Raw genomic sequence first — 14615 nt, 5'->3', positions numbered from 1 at the left:
CCGTGACAACTCCCGTACTGGAGGCCCGGATACCCGGCTCCAAGAGCATCACCAACCGGGCGCTGCTCCTCGCGGCCGCCGCCCCCGGCCGCAGCCGCCTGGCCGCGCCCCTGGTCAGTGACGACACCCTCGCCTTCCGGGCCGCGCTGACGGACCTGGGCACCGGGGTGCGCGACATCGGCGACAGCGGCTACGGGTACGGAGACGGCTCCGGCTACGGCGACGGCTCCGGCGAGGTCTGGGAGGTCACCGGACGCGGCGCCGGACCGGCCGGCCCCGGCCGGGTCTGGTGCGCCGACGCCGGCACCGCCGCCCGCTTCCTGCCGCCCTTCGCGGCCACCGGGCACGGGGAGATCGCCTTCGACGGCTCCGACCAGTTGCGGGCACGCCCGCTGCGCCCGCTGCTCGAGGCGCTCACCGGGCTCGGGGCCAAGGTGCGCGGCACGGGCCTGCCCTTCACCCTCGGCGCGCGGGGGCTGGCCGGCGGCCGCATCGAGCTGGATTCCGGGCTCAGCAGCCAGTACCTCTCCGGGCTGCTGATGGCCGCCCCGCTGATGGGCGGACCGCTCACGGTGGACGTGCCCCGGCTGGTCAGCCGTCCGTACGTGGACATGACCCTGTCCCTGATGCGGCACTTCGGCGCCCGGGTCGAGGAGGAGGGCAGCGCGATCACCGTCCACCCGGGCGGGTACCGGCCCACCGACCTCGACATCGAGCCGGACGCCTCGACCGCCTCGTACTTCTTCGCGGCGGCGGCCGTCACCGGACGCACCGTACGGGTCCAGGCGCTCGGCACCGGCAGCCTCCAGGGCGACACCGCGTTCGTGGAGGTGCTGCGGCGCGCCGGGGCGCGGGTCACCAGCACCGCGGACTGGACCGAGGTCACGGGCACCGGAGCGCTGCGCGGCGGATTCACCGTCGACATGGGTGACATCTCGGACACCTTCATGACGATGGCCGCGATCGCCCCGCTCGCGGACGCCCCCGTCACCATCACGGGCATCGCGCACGCCCGGCTGAAGGAGTCCGACCGGATCGCCGCCGTCGCGGGGAACCTCCGCGCGCTGGGCATCCGGGTGGAGGAGGGCCCGGACCGCATCACCGTCCACCCGGGCACCCCCGCCCCGGCGACGGTCGACTGCCACCGCGACCACCGCATCGCGATGTCCTTCTCGGTACTGGGCCTGCGCGCCGCCGGCATCACCCTCGACGACCCGGCGTGCGTGGCCAAGACCTTCCCCGGCTTCCACGAGGAACTGCGCCGCCTCTTCGGCCCCGTCGGCTGAAACGCGCGGAGCGGCGCCCCCGAAGGGGCGCCGCTCCGTGGTCGCGCGGGTGCGGGTGCTTGTGCTTGTGCTCGTGAGCTTGTGCGTCTTAGCGGACGACGTCGAAGACGTTCAGCTGCAGGCCGTTGTCGTAGGCCGCGTGCTCGACGAGCTTCAGCTTCTGCGCGTCCTTGTCGGTGGCGCTGAAGAGGCGCTTGCCCGCACCGAGCAGGAGCGGGAAGACGAGCAGGTGGTAACGGTCGATCAGGCCGGCGTCGGAGAGCGCCCGGTTCAGCGCGGCGCTGCCGTGCATGATGATCGGGCCGCCCTCGGTCTCCTTGAGCGCGGCGACCTCGTCGAGGGTGCGCAGGATCGTGGTGTCGCCCCAGTCCGACACCAGGTCGTCCTCGGTGAGGGTGGTGGAGACGACGTACTTGGGCATCACCTTGTAGTCGGCGAAGTCCTCCATGCCGGGCCACACCGGGCTGAACGCCTCGTAGCTGGTCCGGCCCAGCAGCATCGCGCCGGCTTCCTTCTGCTCCCGGTCCTTGATCTCGAACGCCTCGGGCAGGAACTCGACGTCCTTGAAGGTCCAGCCGGAGTTCCGGTATCCGGGCTCGCCGCCGGGGGCCTCCACGACACCGTCGAGGGAGACGAAGGCGGAGCTGATGATCTTGCGCATCTGGGGTTCCTCGGAATCTCGTGGCTGGCTCTCGGCGGTCCGTCCGGCGCGCCCCGCGACCACGTGCGTGGTCGTCGCGGCGTGCCTTTCATGATCTAAGACCGCGGCTCCCCGGGAAACTCATCGGTCCCCTCGACATTTCTTTCGGCTCTTTCGGCGGAGGTGTCCGAGGGCGCCTCGGGCTTCGTGTGGAGGATCGCGCGGGCCTGTTCCGCGGCGCGGGCGATGCTCTCGGAGACGAAGTCGAGGAAGCGGGCGATGTTCTCCATGCGGGTGCCGGCCGGGGTGTCGGCGCCGAGCACGGCGACGCCCTGCCGTGCCGTCTCCACTATCTGGGCGGTGGAGCGGGCGCTGGCCATCATCGACTGGTACCAGATGTCGTCGTCGACGACGTAGCGCTCGCGGCGGCCTTCGTCGCGTTCCCGGCGGACGAGGCCCTGATCCTCCAGGAACGTGATCGACTTCGACACGGACGCCGGGCTGACCTGGAGGCGCTGGACGAGTTCCGACGCGGTGAGGCTGCCCGTGTCGGTGAGGGTGAGGCAGGTCATCACACGGGCCGTCATGCCGGGCATGCCCGAAGCCATCATGACGGTGTTGAACACCTCCTCGTAGGCGCGTACGGCCTCGGCGTCCCGTCCGTAGGCCTGCGGGGCCGCCTGCGGTCCGCGGGGCGCGGTGTGCTTGCGCCGGTGCGCGCGGGCTTCGGTGGCGCGGTGGGCCAGGTCGGCGCGATAGGCGCCGGGGCCGCCGTTGCGCATGACCTCGCGCGTGATGGTCGAGGTCGGCCGGTCCAGCTGTCTGGCGATCTCCGCGTAGGCGAGGCCGTCGGCCACCCCCATGGCGATCTGCTGGCGTTCCTGCTGGGTGAGCCTGCCTCCCGGCATCGCGGTCTCCTTCGTGGGTCGTCGTGTCTCCAGTATAGCGTTCACTTCCATCTCATTGCAACGTCCTGAGTGGCTGTCGTTGCATTCAATTCCAGTCCTTCGCAACGATTACATGCCTCTGACCTGCAATTATTAGGATTCATCGCAACGAACTTCTTGCTGAGACTTGGAAAGCAACGTAGCTTTTCCTTCATCGGAAACAACGAGTCGCAGGAGAGAATCATGCAGAAGTTCGCCACCACCGCCCCGATCTCCACCGTTCTGGACATCCCCGCCGGCACTGTCCGCTTCATCGCCGCGGACCGCACGGACACCGCGGTCGAGGTCCGGCCCGCAGACGCCTCGAAGAGCCGCGACGTCAAGGCGGCCGAGCAGACCCTGGTCGAGTACGCCGACGGAGTCCTGCACATCGCGGCCTCCGCGAAGAACCAGCTCCTGGGCGCCACCGGTTCCATCGAGGTGACCGTCCAGCTGCCCGCCGGCTCCCACGTCGAGGCGAAGGCGGCCAGCGCCGAACTCCGGGGCGTCGGACGCCTCGGTGACGTCGTCTTCGAGGCCGCGCAGGGCTCGGTCAAGCTCGACGAGGCCGCGAGCGCCCACCTGACCCTCGCCGCCGGCGACGTCTCGGTCGGCCGCCTGGCCGGCTCCGCCCGGATCAGCACCCAGAAGGGCGACCTGAGCATCGTCGAGGCCCTGCGCGGCACGGTCGAACTGCACACCGAGTACGGCGACATCTCGGTCGGCGCCGGCCGCGGGGTCAGCGCCACCCTCGACGCCGGCACCGCCCTCGGCCGGATCAACAACTCCCTCAGCAACACCGAAGGCGCCGCGGCCGGCCTCGCCATCCACGCGACCACCGCCTACGGCGACGTCACCGCCCGCAGCCTCTGACGCCTCTGACATCCAGTCACAAAGGAGCACCGCTCATGACCACCTGGGCCATCACGGCGAACGGTCTGCACAAGTCCTACGGCGACAAGACCGTCCTCGACGGCATCGACCTGGCAGTCCCCGAAGGAACGGTCTTCGCCCTGCTCGGCCCGAACGGCGCGGGCAAGACCACAGCCGTCAAGATCCTCTCCACCCTCGTCTCCCCGGATCCCGCCTCCGGCGAGATCCGGGTCGGCGGCCACGACCTGGCCGCCGACCCGCGGGGGGCGCGCGGCGCCATCGGTGTCACGGGTCAGTTCTCCGCGGACGACGGGCTGATCACCGGTGAGGAGAACATGCTCCTGATGGCGGACCTCCACCACCTGTCGAAGCAGGAAGGGCAGCGGGTCACCGCCGAACTGCTGGAGCGCTTCGACCTCACGGAGGCGGCGAAGAAGCCGGCTTCCACCTACTCCGGCGGTATGAAGCGCCGCCTCGACATCGCGATGACGCTGGTCGGAGACCCGCGGATCATCTTCCTCGACGAGCCGACCACCGGTCTCGACCCCCGCTCCCGCCACAACATGTGGCAGATCATCCGCGAGTTGGTCGCGGGGGGTGTGACGGTCTTCCTCACCACTCAGTACCTGGAGGAGGCCGACCAGCTCGCGGACCGCATCGCGGTGCTGAACGGCGGCAGGATCGCCGCCCAGGGCACCGCGGAAGAGCTGAAGCGGATGATCCCGGGCGGACATGTCCGGCTGCGGTTCTCCGACCCGGCCGCCTACCGCTCCGCAGCTGCCGTACTCGGCGAGGTCACCTTGGACGACGAGGCACTCGCGCTGCAGATCCCCAGCGACGGCAGCCAGCGCGCACTGCGCTCGATCCTCGACCGGCTCGACACCGCCGGCGTCGAGGCGGACGAACTGACCGTCCACACCCCCGACCTCGACGACGTGTTCTTCGCCCTGACCGGCACCGACCCCCGCCCCGGCCAGTCCACCGTCCCCGCACAGTCGAAGGAGAACGTCCGATGAGTTCCCTGTCCCTCGCCGTCCGTGACTCGTCCACGATGCTGCGCCGCAACCTGCTCCACGCCCGCCGCTACCCGTCCCTGACGCTGAATCTGCTGCTCACGCCGATCATGCTCCTACTGCTGTTCGTCTACATCTTCGGAGATGTGATGAGCGCGGGTATCGGTGGTGGCAGCCGCTCCGACTACATCGCCTACCTCGTGCCCGGTCTGCTGCTGATGACGATCGGCTCGACCACGATCGGTACGGCCGTATCGGTCTCCAACGACATGACCGAGGGCATCATCGCCCGCTTCCGCACCATGGCCATCCACCGCGGCGCGGTACTCATCGGACACGTCGTCAGCAGCGTCCTCCAGTCGATCGCCAGCGTGATCCTCGTCGGAGCCGTCGCCGTGGCCATCGGATTCCGCTCCACGGACGCGACAGCCCTGGAATGGCTCGCGGCACTCGGACTCCTCGTCCTGTTCGCCCTGGCGTTCACCTGGATCGCGGTCGGTATGGGGCTGATCAGCCCGAACGCGGAGGCCGCCAGCAACAACGCGCTCCCGATGATCCTGCTGCCGCTCCTCTCCAGTGCTTTCGTTCCGGTCGAGGGGATGCCGGGCTGGTTCCAGCCCATCGCCGAGTACCAGCCCTTCACCCCCGCCATCGAAACCCTCCGCGGACTCCTCCTCGGCACCGAGATCGGCAACAACGGATGGCTCGCCGTCGCCTGGTGCCTGGGACTCGCCGTCCTCGGCTACTTCTGGTCGGCCTCGAAGTTCAACAGTGACCCCAAGTAGCGGCCGAGGCACCGCAGGCCCCCTCCCGCACCCCGCTCCGCCCCGAGGCGGCGTACCCCGACAACACGTCGGAGTGCGCCGCCTCGTTCGTATTCAGGGTTCTTGTACGTCGCCGGCCGCGGACCGTGGATCCCAGGGGCCAGCCCCTGGACCCCGCCAGCGCCTGGCCGCGCTGGACCGGCCGCGGCATGGGGGGCTACTCGCCCCCCAGACCCCCTCGCCAGGCGCTCGGGCGCCCTGGACCCGCTCCCCCTCACGCCCTGCCCCAGCTCCCTGACGGTCGCCGGGGCACCCCTCGGGCGCTGGGCGCCCTCACTGGGCATGAGGGGCGTGGAGGAAAGACGACACAGCGCGAATCGGGCTGAGGAGGGGGGATGCGGGTCCGAACGGAGGGCACTGGCCGGAGGGGGTGACGGTGTGTCGGTTGATGTCCGGGGGAGGGAGACCGAATGGCAACCGCCCGTTGTCGGTGGGTCAGACGGAAGGTGTTCGGGGCCCGGGTCATTTGGGGGGAAAGACGGTGCCTGTTGATGCCGTCGGCCAGGTTGCTCTTAGTAAGAGGGCGCCCGCGAAATTAGGCCTCTGACCTGCTGGTTCGTTGGAGGGGATGTGTCCCCCAGGACACATTTGGAGCTTCGAAATGTAGCGCTGGCGAGCACATTTCGCGGGAAAATCAAGCCCCACTTGATTTTTGGCGACAGCGATCGATCTCCCATCGGTGCAGGTCAGAAGGTCGCCGACGAGCCGATGGGCCGGTGCAGGCATGCAAAAGTCAACCAGGCGTGGTCTTTTTGGGCGCTGGGTCGCCAGGAAACTCCACGCACCCTTGAGTTTTGCGCGGCCACCCCGGTCGAATCAGGCACCCTCGGGGGTGACTTCTGCTGCGCCTGTGCCCCAAAAGACAACTACACGTTGAGTTTCTGGCTAGCCTCGGACCGTCTGAGCAACGAGGAGGCTCTGTGACACCTGATCCGCCCGCCCGTCGTCGGCAGCGCGGGCCCCGGACCGTTCCTGCTCCCACGCTCGCGGGAGAGGGAGCGGAGTACGGAGACATCCTGGCCGTTCTGGGGCAACAGCTCGGGGAGCAGGCTGCGCAGGCCGCTGACTCCGGGGGGCGCCGTCGGCTCACGGGAGTCCACTTCGAGTACGCGCCGGACCCGAAAGCCGTCCACGACATGGCCGGAGACACTGGCTACAGCCTGGCGAGCAACTGGTTCACGCAGCTGCTGGCTCAGCTGGCCGTCGCGAACAGCATCACCAAGTCCCAGCTCTGCGTCTTCCTTTTCGTGGCCGGCGGGCAGGTGCCGGGGACCGGCATCGCCCAGTACACCCAGCAGGAGATCACGGACGGGCTGAACAGGATCGCCGTGCAGAAGAGCGGCAAGATGATCACGCGGTCCACGGTCAACCGCGCCGTGCAGGCGCTGTGCGGCTACAACTGGGTCGAGAAGGCCGGCAACGGCCGTATCCAGATCAACGTGCGCCTGTGGTTCCACGGCACCAGCACTGCTCAGCAGCAGGTGCTTGCCGAGATTGCCGAGCGCCACGACCACGACACCGGGAGGTTCCCCCACTCGGTGGGTCCGCAAGGCATCCATCAGGAGGAGCTCGACCTCGGCGTCGTCATCGAACAGACTGCTCGCGGAAGGCGGCGTACCGGGTGAGCATGCCACCGGTCCCCCGTGCGGGTATCTGCTCCAGAGGAAGGCTGTCCCATGGCTCACGTCATGTCCCCGATCATCGCGGAGCGCATCTGGGCCCTGCCTCTCTCAGGGGCTGCCGTCAAGTTCCTCCAGTACCTCGTCTCCCGCAGTGACTTCGGAGGAGTGCTCCCGGTGCGCCAGAAGGACATGGCGGCCGAGTACGGGGTCACACCCCAGGCAGTCAGCGCGCTCATGGCGCCCCTGTGCGAGCTGAACATCGTGCTCAGACCGCGCAGCGAGGAGCGCAAGGGCAACTCGTACCGGCTCCACCCGCTCGCGGCGAAGTACGAGAACCCCGAAACCATGGAGGTCGCCTTCCGCGAGGCCTTGGTCCGCATCCAGGCGGGGGACCTCCTCAACCTGAAGCTGCCGACGTACCACCAGGCCCCGCCCGCTGCGACCGGCCGCCCGAAACTGGAAGTCGCCTGAGGCAGACCAGGCCTTCGTTGCCGCCCGGCTGAGGGCATCAGCAGTCGTCACGAACCTAGTGGGGGCCCATGCATCCCCCACCGCTACTGACCGCGTCTGGTCCGAGTGAGGATGGAGTCCAGGGCTGTTGGCGAAGGGGGATGGCCGTGAGGCACACACTGAACTTGTGGCGTCGAGAGCTCGGAGAGGTACCCGAGTCGGTCTGGCATGAGACCGGGCTCCACGTGCTGATCCTCGCGGACAACGGGCTGACGTCCCTCTCGCCGGAGATCAGCCGGCTTCACCAGCTGAATACCCTGGACCTGGGCCACAACGCGCTGACCTCGGTGCCCGAAGAGCTCGGCAAGCTGACAGGGCTCAGCGACTGCCTCTACCTGCACGACAACCGGCTGACGCGGCTTCCGGACTCTGTGGGAGACCTGACCAGGTTGCGTTACCTCAACGTGGGCGAGAACTCCCTCACCAACCTGCCGGAGACCATCGGTGGGATGGGCGGCCTCATTGAGTTCAGGGCGCAGCACAACCGGCTCACCACCTTGCCCGATGCCATCGGTGAGCTCCGCAGCCTGCGCGAACTGTGGCTCCGAGGAAACTCGATCGAGCGGTTGCCCTCGTCGGCGGCCGAGCTGCACGAACTACGCCACCTGGACCTACGCGAGAACTCGCTGGCCGGGGTGCCGGAGTCGCTGGCCGGCCTCCCCCGGCTACGTCAGATCGACCTGCGGAGCAACCGCCTCGGCCGGCTGCCCGACTGGCTCGCCGAGATGCCATCGCTGGAGAAGCTGGATCTACGGTGGAACGAGGTCGATCGCTCCCTACCGCTGCTCAGCGAGCTGGAACGGCGGGGGTGCGTCGTCTTGGCATGACAGAGAGGACATCCCGTCGCGCCACGGCGCCGCCGATCAGTGATCGTTCTCAGCGCCAACGCTGCACCGTGTCCTCGCGGCCGGATGAGTGGACCGGCAAGGTCTGTCGCCGTACCCCAAGCCTTGCTGATGGGGTCGGCGCCTCGGCCTGATAGACGCGCCGTGGTTCAAGCAATGAGCAGGCGGAGACCGAGATCTGCCGCGTCGAGGTCGGCGAGGTGGCTGTTGCGCTCGGCCCACCGGCCGGAGTCGAGGTCGTCGCCGAGGCTTCGTACCGCCCGTTGCTCGGCCTCGGGCCCGATCCTCGTCCACACCGACATCGCACGGCGCACGCGATCCTCCAGATACGCCTCAGGCCGGCGCCAATACGCCTCGAACAGGCCGTCAGCGCAGTCCCACGGGACGGGGACCGGCTCGGCGCGGGCGCCGATCGCGTCGGCCATCCCTGCGAGCGAGGGGAATTCTTCGAGGACGGCGGCGAACTCGGGCAGGTAGTCGCGGGTGAGCCAGAACCGGTCCTGCCATCCGGGCTCGTCGGTGTCGAAGGTGAGCACGACCACGCGGCGGGCCACGCGCCGCATCTCGCGCAGCCCCGCTATCGGGTCCCCCCAGTGGTGGACGGTGGAGACGGCCATTGCGACGTCGAAGGAGTGGTCCTCGAACGGCAGACTCTCCGCTGAGGCGTCCAGGCACGGCGCCGAGTCGGCAGGTCGCTGCCCCCGCATGACCGCCGATGGCTCCACCGCGGTCACGTCACGATCAGCAGGCTCGTAAGAGCCGGTGCCGGCCCCGACGTTCAGCACTGTCTGCGCATCTCCGAGCGCGTCCCAGATCTGCGCGGCGATCCGCGGCTCGGTACTCCGTGTCGCGGTGTAGGCGCCGCCGATCGCGTCGTACAGCCGCGCACCGAGCATCTCCAGTTGCTCCTCCGGTGTCACCTTCAGGCCCTTCGCCCGTGCCCCAAGTTCCCTGTCGATGGCCGCCACCATGGCGTCAGCGCGATCACGCCGCTCCAGCACCAGGCCGCGCAGTCGGCGCAGGTGCGCGACCGCGTTGGTGGAAGGGTCGCCGACCAGTTCCGCAACCTCCCGCAGTCCGAAGCCCAACCGCCTATAGGCCAGCACCTCCCGCAGCCGCTCCACGTCGCCTGCCGAGTAGGCCCGGTACCTGGCCACGGTCCGCGCCGACGGACGCACGAGCCCGATCTCGTCATAGTGATGCAGCGTGCGGACACTCACACCGGCCAGCTCGGCCACGCGCCCCACGGTCCAGTGATCTTCCACGGCACCGACTATGCAGCCTGACGCCACGTGAGGGTCAAGAGCCTCCGTTGACTCCGAGCAGCGGTCGGACGGGTCGGTGTGGATCAAGGCCACCGAGCTCTTCGGCTGACGCCGACGATTGACGCGGAGCGTGAGCAGTCGGGCGCCCGGCTGAGGGTCGTCAGTAGCTGAGGCGCTGGGGTCACTGGGGCCAGTCGGCCGCCGTTTTCAGGAGGCGGTCGTTCGCGGTCGGGGTGCCGATCGTGATGCGGACGCCCTCTTCGGCGAAGGGGCGGACCATGAGGCCGGCCGCCTCGCAGGCGTCGGCGAAGTAGGCGGTGCGGGAGCCGAGGCGCAGCCAGACGAAGTTGGCGTGGCTGTCGGGGACTTCGTAGCCGTCCGCGCGGAGGGCGGCGCTGACGCGGTCGCGTTCCGCCACCAGGTCGGCCACGCGTTCGCGGAGTTCCTCCGTGGCGCGCAGGGAGGCCAGGGCGGCGGCCTGGGCGGGGCCGCTGACGCCGAGGGGGACCGAGCAGGCGCGCAGGGCGGCCGTGACCCGGGGGTGGGCCACCGCGTAGCCGACGCGGAGCGCGGCCAGTCCGTAGGCCTTGGAGAAGGTGCGCAGGACGGCGACGTTGGGGCGGTCCCGGTAGAGGTCGATGCCGTCCGGGATGTCCTCGGCGGGGCCGACGAACTCGCGGTAGGCCTCGTCGATGACGACGAGGATGTGCGGGGGTACGCGGTTCAGGAAGCGTTCCAGCTCGGCGCGGTGTACGGCGGTGCCGGTGGGGTTGTTCGGGTTGCAGACGAAGATCAGGCGGGTGCGGTCGGTGACCGCGTCCGCGAGGGCGTCCAGGTCGTGGGTCTCGTCGCGCAGGGGGACCTGTACGGAGGTCGCCCCCGCGGCCCAGGCCAGCAGCGGGTAGGCCTCGAACGAGCGCCAGGCGAAGACGACCTCGTCGCCGGGGCCCGCGGCGGCGGCGACCAGGTGCTGGGTGATGCCGACCGAGCCGGTGCCGAGCACCAGGTGGTCGGCGGGCACGCCGAGGCGCCCGGAGAGCTCCGCGATGAGCTCGGCCGCGGTGGGGTCGGGGTAGCGGTTGAGGCGGCCCAGCCAGGTCTCGACCGCGGCGATCACCGAGGGGAGCGGCGGGTACGGGTTCTCGTTCGAGGAGAGCTTGTCGACGAACTCGTCGCGGGCCGCGCGGCCCGGCACGTAGGCGGGGAGCGTCGAGACGTCGGCGCGGAGCCGGGGGAAGGCCGTGTACGGAAAGGTCGTGTACGGATCGTCGGTATCGGGCACGGCGCAATCCTTAAGTGTGGAGGCCTTGGACGGGAGGGTGCCCGGCAGGGCGTACAACACCGTCCGGCCGCGCCGGCGGGGGAGGCGGCACGGCCGGACGGTGACCGGGGAGACGGGGAAGGGGGACGGCGCGGGGCTGCGGGGGTTCAGCCGCGCGCCGGTGCCGGCGGGTTGTAGGGCGAGGGACCGCCGAACGCCCAGCGCAGCCGGGTCGCCCCGTCGATCTGCACCACACGCTCGATGTCGAACTCGCACATCCGCAGGGCTCCGGGCACGTCCGCCCGGTCCCCCTCGGCCCAGTTGATCCGAGCCTTGCCCGTGAGTTGCAGGGTGTGGCCGGACTCCCAGTCCAGGAAGAGCAGTCCGCAGTTCTCGTTGAGCTGCAGATTGCCCAGGGTCATGTAGAAGGAATTGCCGAAGTAGTCGGGCCATACGAGCCTGCGCGGTCCCGCCACCGTGACGAAACCGGGGTCGCCGCCCCGGTGCGAGGAGTCCGCGCCGTAGCCGTCGGCCTGACTGGCGATGAAGAAGGTGTCCGCCCCGGTGATCCACTTCTCCTGCTCGGGCGTGAGCGCGTCGCCGTCCCGGGTCTCCCGGGGCGCCGAGGCGGGCCCGTCCGCGACCGGGACCCGTACCTGGAGGTACTTGGGGCAGTTGCCCAGCACCTGCTCGGTGCGGATGTGCAGCGACTCCCCTTCGCGCCGGGCCACGCCGTTGATCCGGATCCGGGTCGTCGTGTGCGGTTCGAGGGCGAGCAGCCCGATGTCGGCCGTCTCCGCGAAGGCCTCGGAGAGCGGATCGCCGGGCACGGGCAGGGAGGACAGCGTGATCGTGCGCCGGCTCGTGGGCAGGGCGAAGCCGGGGTCGCCGGTGACCAGGGAGGACCACATGGCGCCCGTTGCGTCGGCGCCGCCCAGGAAGAGCATCCGCTGGCGCATCAGGTACTGGTCGAAGCCGGGCTGGATCACGTCGTCGAACATCGGCGAGCCCCAGCCGGGACCGCCTTCACCGGCCTGCTTCTGGACGGCCTGTTCACCCTCGTGATGGGGGGTCTTGATCACAGGAATCGGGAACCTCCGGTCGGGACGGGCGCCGGGGCCAACGGGCCGCCGTCGGCGGGCGCCCGTCTACGGGGCGCCCGCCAACGGGGCGTCGGTCAGCGGCCGTCGGTCAGCGAGCGCCGGTCAGCAGGCGCCGGTCAGCGGGCGCCGATCAGCAGGGCGGTGTCCACGACACGGTTGGAGAAGCCCCACTCGTTGTCGTACCAGCCGACGATCTTGACCTGGCGGCCGTCGCCGATCACCTTGGTCAGGCCCGAGTCGAAGATGCACGACGCGGGGTCGGTGACGATGTCGCTGGAGACGATCGGCTCGTCGGTGTAGGTGAGGATGCCCGAGAGGGCGCCCTCGGCGGCCTTCGCGAAGATCTCGTTGACCTCCTCGACCGTCGTCGCGCGGCCCACCCGCACGGTGAGGTCGGTGGCCGAGCCGGTCGGGATCGGCACGCGCAGCGCGTACCCGTCGAGCTTGCCCTTGAGCTGCGGCAGGACCAGGCCGATGGCCTTGGCGGCGCCGGTGGTGGTCGGCACGGTGTTCGTCGCCGCCGAGCGGGCACGGCGGAGGTCGTTGTGCGGCCCGTCCTGGAGGTTCTGGTCCGAGGTGTAGGCGTGGACCGTGGTCATCAGGCCGTGCTCGATGCCGAGCGCGTCGTCGAGGACCTTGGCCAGCGGGGCCAGGCAGTTGGTCGTGCACGAGGCGTTGGAGACGATGTCGTGCACGGCCGGGTCGTAGAGGTCGTCGTTGATGCCGAAGGCGATCGTCAGGTCCTCGTTCTTCGAGGGCGCGCTGATGATGACCTTGCGGGCACCGGCCTCCAGGTGGGCGCGGGCCTTGTGCGCGTCGGTGAAGACACCGGTGGACTCGATGACCACGTCCACCTCCAGCTCGCCCCACGGCAGCTTGGCCGGGTCGCGCTCGGCGGTCACGCGTATGGTGCGCCCGTCGATGACGAGGTTGCCCTCGACCGCGCGGACGTCGTGGCCGAGCTTGCCGAGCGTGCTGTCGTACTTGAGCAGATGGGCCAGCGTCGCGGCGTCGGTGAGGTCGTTGACGGCGACCACCTCCAGGCCGGTGCCCCGCTGAAGGGCGGCGCGGAAGAAGCTGCGGCCGATACGGCCGAATCCGTTGATGCCGACCTTGATCGTCACGTGATACCCCTCGTTCGGAAACTACATCCATGACCGCACGTGAAGCCGCGTTGTCCGGCCAGTCCTCGCCCTCAACTGTACCGGTCGACCTGTCGGTCGGCTTGCGTAAATGCGCCTGTTCATGGCCTGTTTACGCAGGAAAGCCAAGGTGAGGCCCGGTTGATTGGAACATCTGATGCCACTCGAGTACCTGCATGCAGGTATGTTTTTATGGGCTTGCTTGTCGCCATGACATGACGCTTCCAGGAGCGAGGAGAACGATGGACATGCTGCCCCTCCGCGTGCCGAGCGCATTCGTGCCGGATCGCAGTCCAGCGCTCGCCGCGCCCGCCCCCTGCACCGCGCGGGTCATCCGCACACACGGCGAGTCCGTGTACGGGACCACCGTCCGCCGCGACTACGGCGACGTCACCATCTCCCTCGTCACCGGGGAGGCCCACGAGGCCATACGCCCCGGCCGCTACATCCGACCCGACCCCTCCGAGTCCCTGCGGGTGTTCCGCGCGCTGGCCGGCGAGATCCACGTCCACCAGGACGGCCGCCGGGGCCAGGCGAGCGGCCCGCAGATCATCTGCTGCGACACCAGCCGCCCGTACCGCCTCGTGCTGCCCCGGCCCTTCCACCTGGTCGAAGTGCAGCTCCCGCACCGGCACCTCGGCATGTCGGCCGGCGACACCGCGAAGCTCACCGCCACCGGCTGGTGCGGACGCATGGGCGCGGGCGCCCTGCTCTCCCAGCTCCTCGCCGGACTCCACGACCACGGCACCGAGATCCACTCCGCCGTCGACCGGGTCGGCGCCACCGTGGCGGGCCTGACCGCGGCCGTCCTCGCCGACCGGCTGCGCAACGTGGCCGCCGAGGACGAGGTGGCCCGGCACGACCTCATGCTGGGCATCCAGGCGTACATCCGCGCACGGCTCTCCGACCCCGAGCTCACCCCGCAGGCGATCGCCGAGCACCACAACGTCTCGCTGCGCTACCTCCAGCGGATCTTCCAGGAGCAGGGGACCAGCCCCGCCCGGTGGATCCGCGACGAGCGCCTCGCCCGCTGCCGGTCGGAGCTGCGCGACCCGCGGCTCGAGCACCTGCCCGTCGGGGTGATCGGCGAACGGTCCGGCCTCTACCAGGCCTCGCACTTCAGCCGCCTCTTCCGCGACCGGTACGGCCTCACCCCGCGCGGCTACCGGACCATGCGCGAGGCGGTGCCCACGTAGGGGACGGATGGGCACCGACGGGCCCTCCGCGCGCGGCGAGCACCGCGCGGCGCGCACCGACGCGCACCGGCGACCGACGAGGCAGAGCACAGCGCACAGCGCAACGAGT

The 14615-nt window shown here is 69.8% G+C and carries 14 protein-coding genes; 8 read left to right on the top strand and 6 right to left on the bottom strand.

The genetic code is table 11. The features are described 5' to 3' along the window. Positions 1–2 precede the first annotated feature (2 nt). Positions 3–1286, top strand: a complete 1284-nt coding sequence (gene aroA, locus ACODT5_RS14920) for a 3-phosphoshikimate 1-carboxyvinyltransferase (RefSeq protein WP_422519761.1) — start codon at positions 3–5, stop codon at positions 1284–1286. An 88-nt stretch (positions 1287–1374) separates the two neighbouring features. On the opposite strand, the gene ACODT5_RS14915 is transcribed toward aroA, so the two are convergent. After that, entirely contained in the window at positions 1375–1947 is a 573-nt protein-coding gene (locus ACODT5_RS14915) for a dihydrofolate reductase family protein (protein ID WP_422519760.1), read from the bottom strand. A 95-nt stretch (positions 1948–2042) separates the two neighbouring features. Further along, entirely contained in the window at positions 2043–2834 is a 792-nt protein-coding gene (locus ACODT5_RS14910; RefSeq protein ID WP_422519759.1) for a GbsR/MarR family transcriptional regulator, read from the bottom strand. A 222-nt stretch (positions 2835–3056) separates the two neighbouring features. On the opposite strand from ACODT5_RS14910, the gene ACODT5_RS14905 reads away from it, so the two are divergent. The 6 genes from ACODT5_RS14905 to ACODT5_RS14880 all read left to right on the top strand — a co-directional run bounded on the left by ACODT5_RS14905 (position 3057) and on the right by ACODT5_RS14880 (position 8521). Continuing rightward, on the top strand, positions 3057–3725 hold the full coding sequence (locus ACODT5_RS14905) for a DUF4097 family beta strand repeat-containing protein (protein WP_422519758.1): 669 nt from the start codon (positions 3057–3059) through the stop codon (positions 3723–3725). Positions 3726–3760: 35 nt separating this feature from the next. Then, positions 3761–4741, top strand: coding sequence for an ATP-binding cassette domain-containing protein (locus ACODT5_RS14900; RefSeq protein WP_422519757.1), 981 nt, complete (start codon positions 3761–3763; stop codon positions 4739–4741). Then, positions 4738–5523, top strand: coding sequence for an ABC transporter permease (locus ACODT5_RS14895; RefSeq protein WP_422519756.1), 786 nt, complete (start codon positions 4738–4740; stop codon positions 5521–5523). The genes ACODT5_RS14900 and ACODT5_RS14895 overlap by 4 nt, the downstream gene beginning before the upstream one ends. 959 nt (positions 5524–6482) lie before the next feature. Next, the gene (locus ACODT5_RS14890; protein WP_422519755.1) at positions 6483–7187 is read left to right on the top strand and encodes a hypothetical protein; all 705 of its coding nucleotides are present in this window, start codon (positions 6483–6485) and stop codon (positions 7185–7187) included. 51 nt (positions 7188–7238) lie between these two features. Next, positions 7239–7655, top strand: a complete 417-nt coding sequence (locus ACODT5_RS14885; protein ID WP_422519754.1) for a hypothetical protein — start codon at positions 7239–7241, stop codon at positions 7653–7655. A 140-nt stretch (positions 7656–7795) separates the two neighbouring features. Then, positions 7796–8521, top strand: a complete 726-nt coding sequence (locus tag ACODT5_RS14880; protein WP_422519753.1) for a leucine-rich repeat domain-containing protein — start codon at positions 7796–7798, stop codon at positions 8519–8521. 167 nt (positions 8522–8688) lie between these two features. Here the strand turns inward: ACODT5_RS14880 and ACODT5_RS14875 are convergent, their stop codons facing one another. The 4 genes from ACODT5_RS14875 to gap all read right to left on the bottom strand — a co-directional run bounded on the left by ACODT5_RS14875 (position 8689) and on the right by gap (position 13292). Beyond that, on the bottom strand, positions 8689–9786 hold the full coding sequence (locus ACODT5_RS14875) for a MerR family transcriptional regulator (RefSeq protein ID WP_422519806.1): 1098 nt from the start codon (positions 9784–9786) through the stop codon (positions 8689–8691). Positions 9787–9985: 199 nt separating this feature from the next. After that, a complete protein-coding gene (gene hisC, locus ACODT5_RS14870; RefSeq protein WP_422519752.1) occupies positions 9986–11086 on the bottom strand; it encodes a histidinol-phosphate transaminase in 1101 nt (366 codons plus the stop codon). Positions 11087–11232: 146 nt separating this feature from the next. After that, complete coding sequence (locus ACODT5_RS14865; protein ID WP_422519751.1) at positions 11233–12147, bottom strand: pyridoxamine 5'-phosphate oxidase family protein; 915 nt, start codon at positions 12145–12147, stop codon at positions 11233–11235. 137 nt (positions 12148–12284) lie between these two features. Continuing rightward, entirely contained in the window at positions 12285–13292 is a 1008-nt protein-coding gene (gap, locus tag ACODT5_RS14860) for a type I glyceraldehyde-3-phosphate dehydrogenase (RefSeq protein ID WP_422519750.1), read from the bottom strand. Between the two features lie 260 nt (positions 13293–13552). Here gap and ACODT5_RS14855 point away from each other — a divergent pair, with 260 nt between their 5' ends. Then, complete coding sequence (locus ACODT5_RS14855; protein ID WP_422519749.1) at positions 13553–14506, top strand: helix-turn-helix domain-containing protein; 954 nt, start codon at positions 13553–13555, stop codon at positions 14504–14506. Positions 14507–14615 lie beyond the last annotated feature (109 nt).

Source organism: Streptomyces tatrensis (assembly GCF_049310065.1).
Classification (GTDB): domain Bacteria; phylum Actinomycetota; class Actinomycetes; order Streptomycetales; family Streptomycetaceae; genus Streptomyces.
The sequence above is the reverse complement of the archived record's forward strand: the minus strand, read 5'-3'. Positions and strand labels throughout refer to the sequence as shown.

Excerpts from the sequence above, each read along its gene's own strand:
- ACODT5_RS14915 (WP_422519760.1), bottom strand. The coding sequence starts at position 1,947 with ATGCGCAAGATCATCAGCTCCGCCTTCGTCTCCCTCGACGGTGTCGTG.
- ACODT5_RS14910 (WP_422519759.1), bottom strand. The coding sequence starts at position 2,834 with ATGCCGGGAGGCAGGCTCACCCAGCAGGAACGCCAGCAGATCGCCATG.
- ACODT5_RS14905 (WP_422519758.1), top strand. The coding sequence starts at position 3,057 with ATGCAGAAGTTCGCCACCACCGCCCCGATCTCCACCGTTCTGGACATC.
- ACODT5_RS14900 (WP_422519757.1), top strand. The coding sequence starts at position 3,761 with ATGACCACCTGGGCCATCACGGCGAACGGTCTGCACAAGTCCTACGGC.
- ACODT5_RS14895 (WP_422519756.1), top strand. The coding sequence starts at position 4,738 with ATGAGTTCCCTGTCCCTCGCCGTCCGTGACTCGTCCACGATGCTGCGC.
- ACODT5_RS14885 (WP_422519754.1), top strand. The coding sequence starts at position 7,239 with ATGGCTCACGTCATGTCCCCGATCATCGCGGAGCGCATCTGGGCCCTG.
- ACODT5_RS14880 (WP_422519753.1), top strand. The coding sequence starts at position 7,796 with ATGGCCGTGAGGCACACACTGAACTTGTGGCGTCGAGAGCTCGGAGAG.
- ACODT5_RS14855 (WP_422519749.1), top strand. The coding sequence starts at position 13,553 with ATGGACATGCTGCCCCTCCGCGTGCCGAGCGCATTCGTGCCGGATCGC.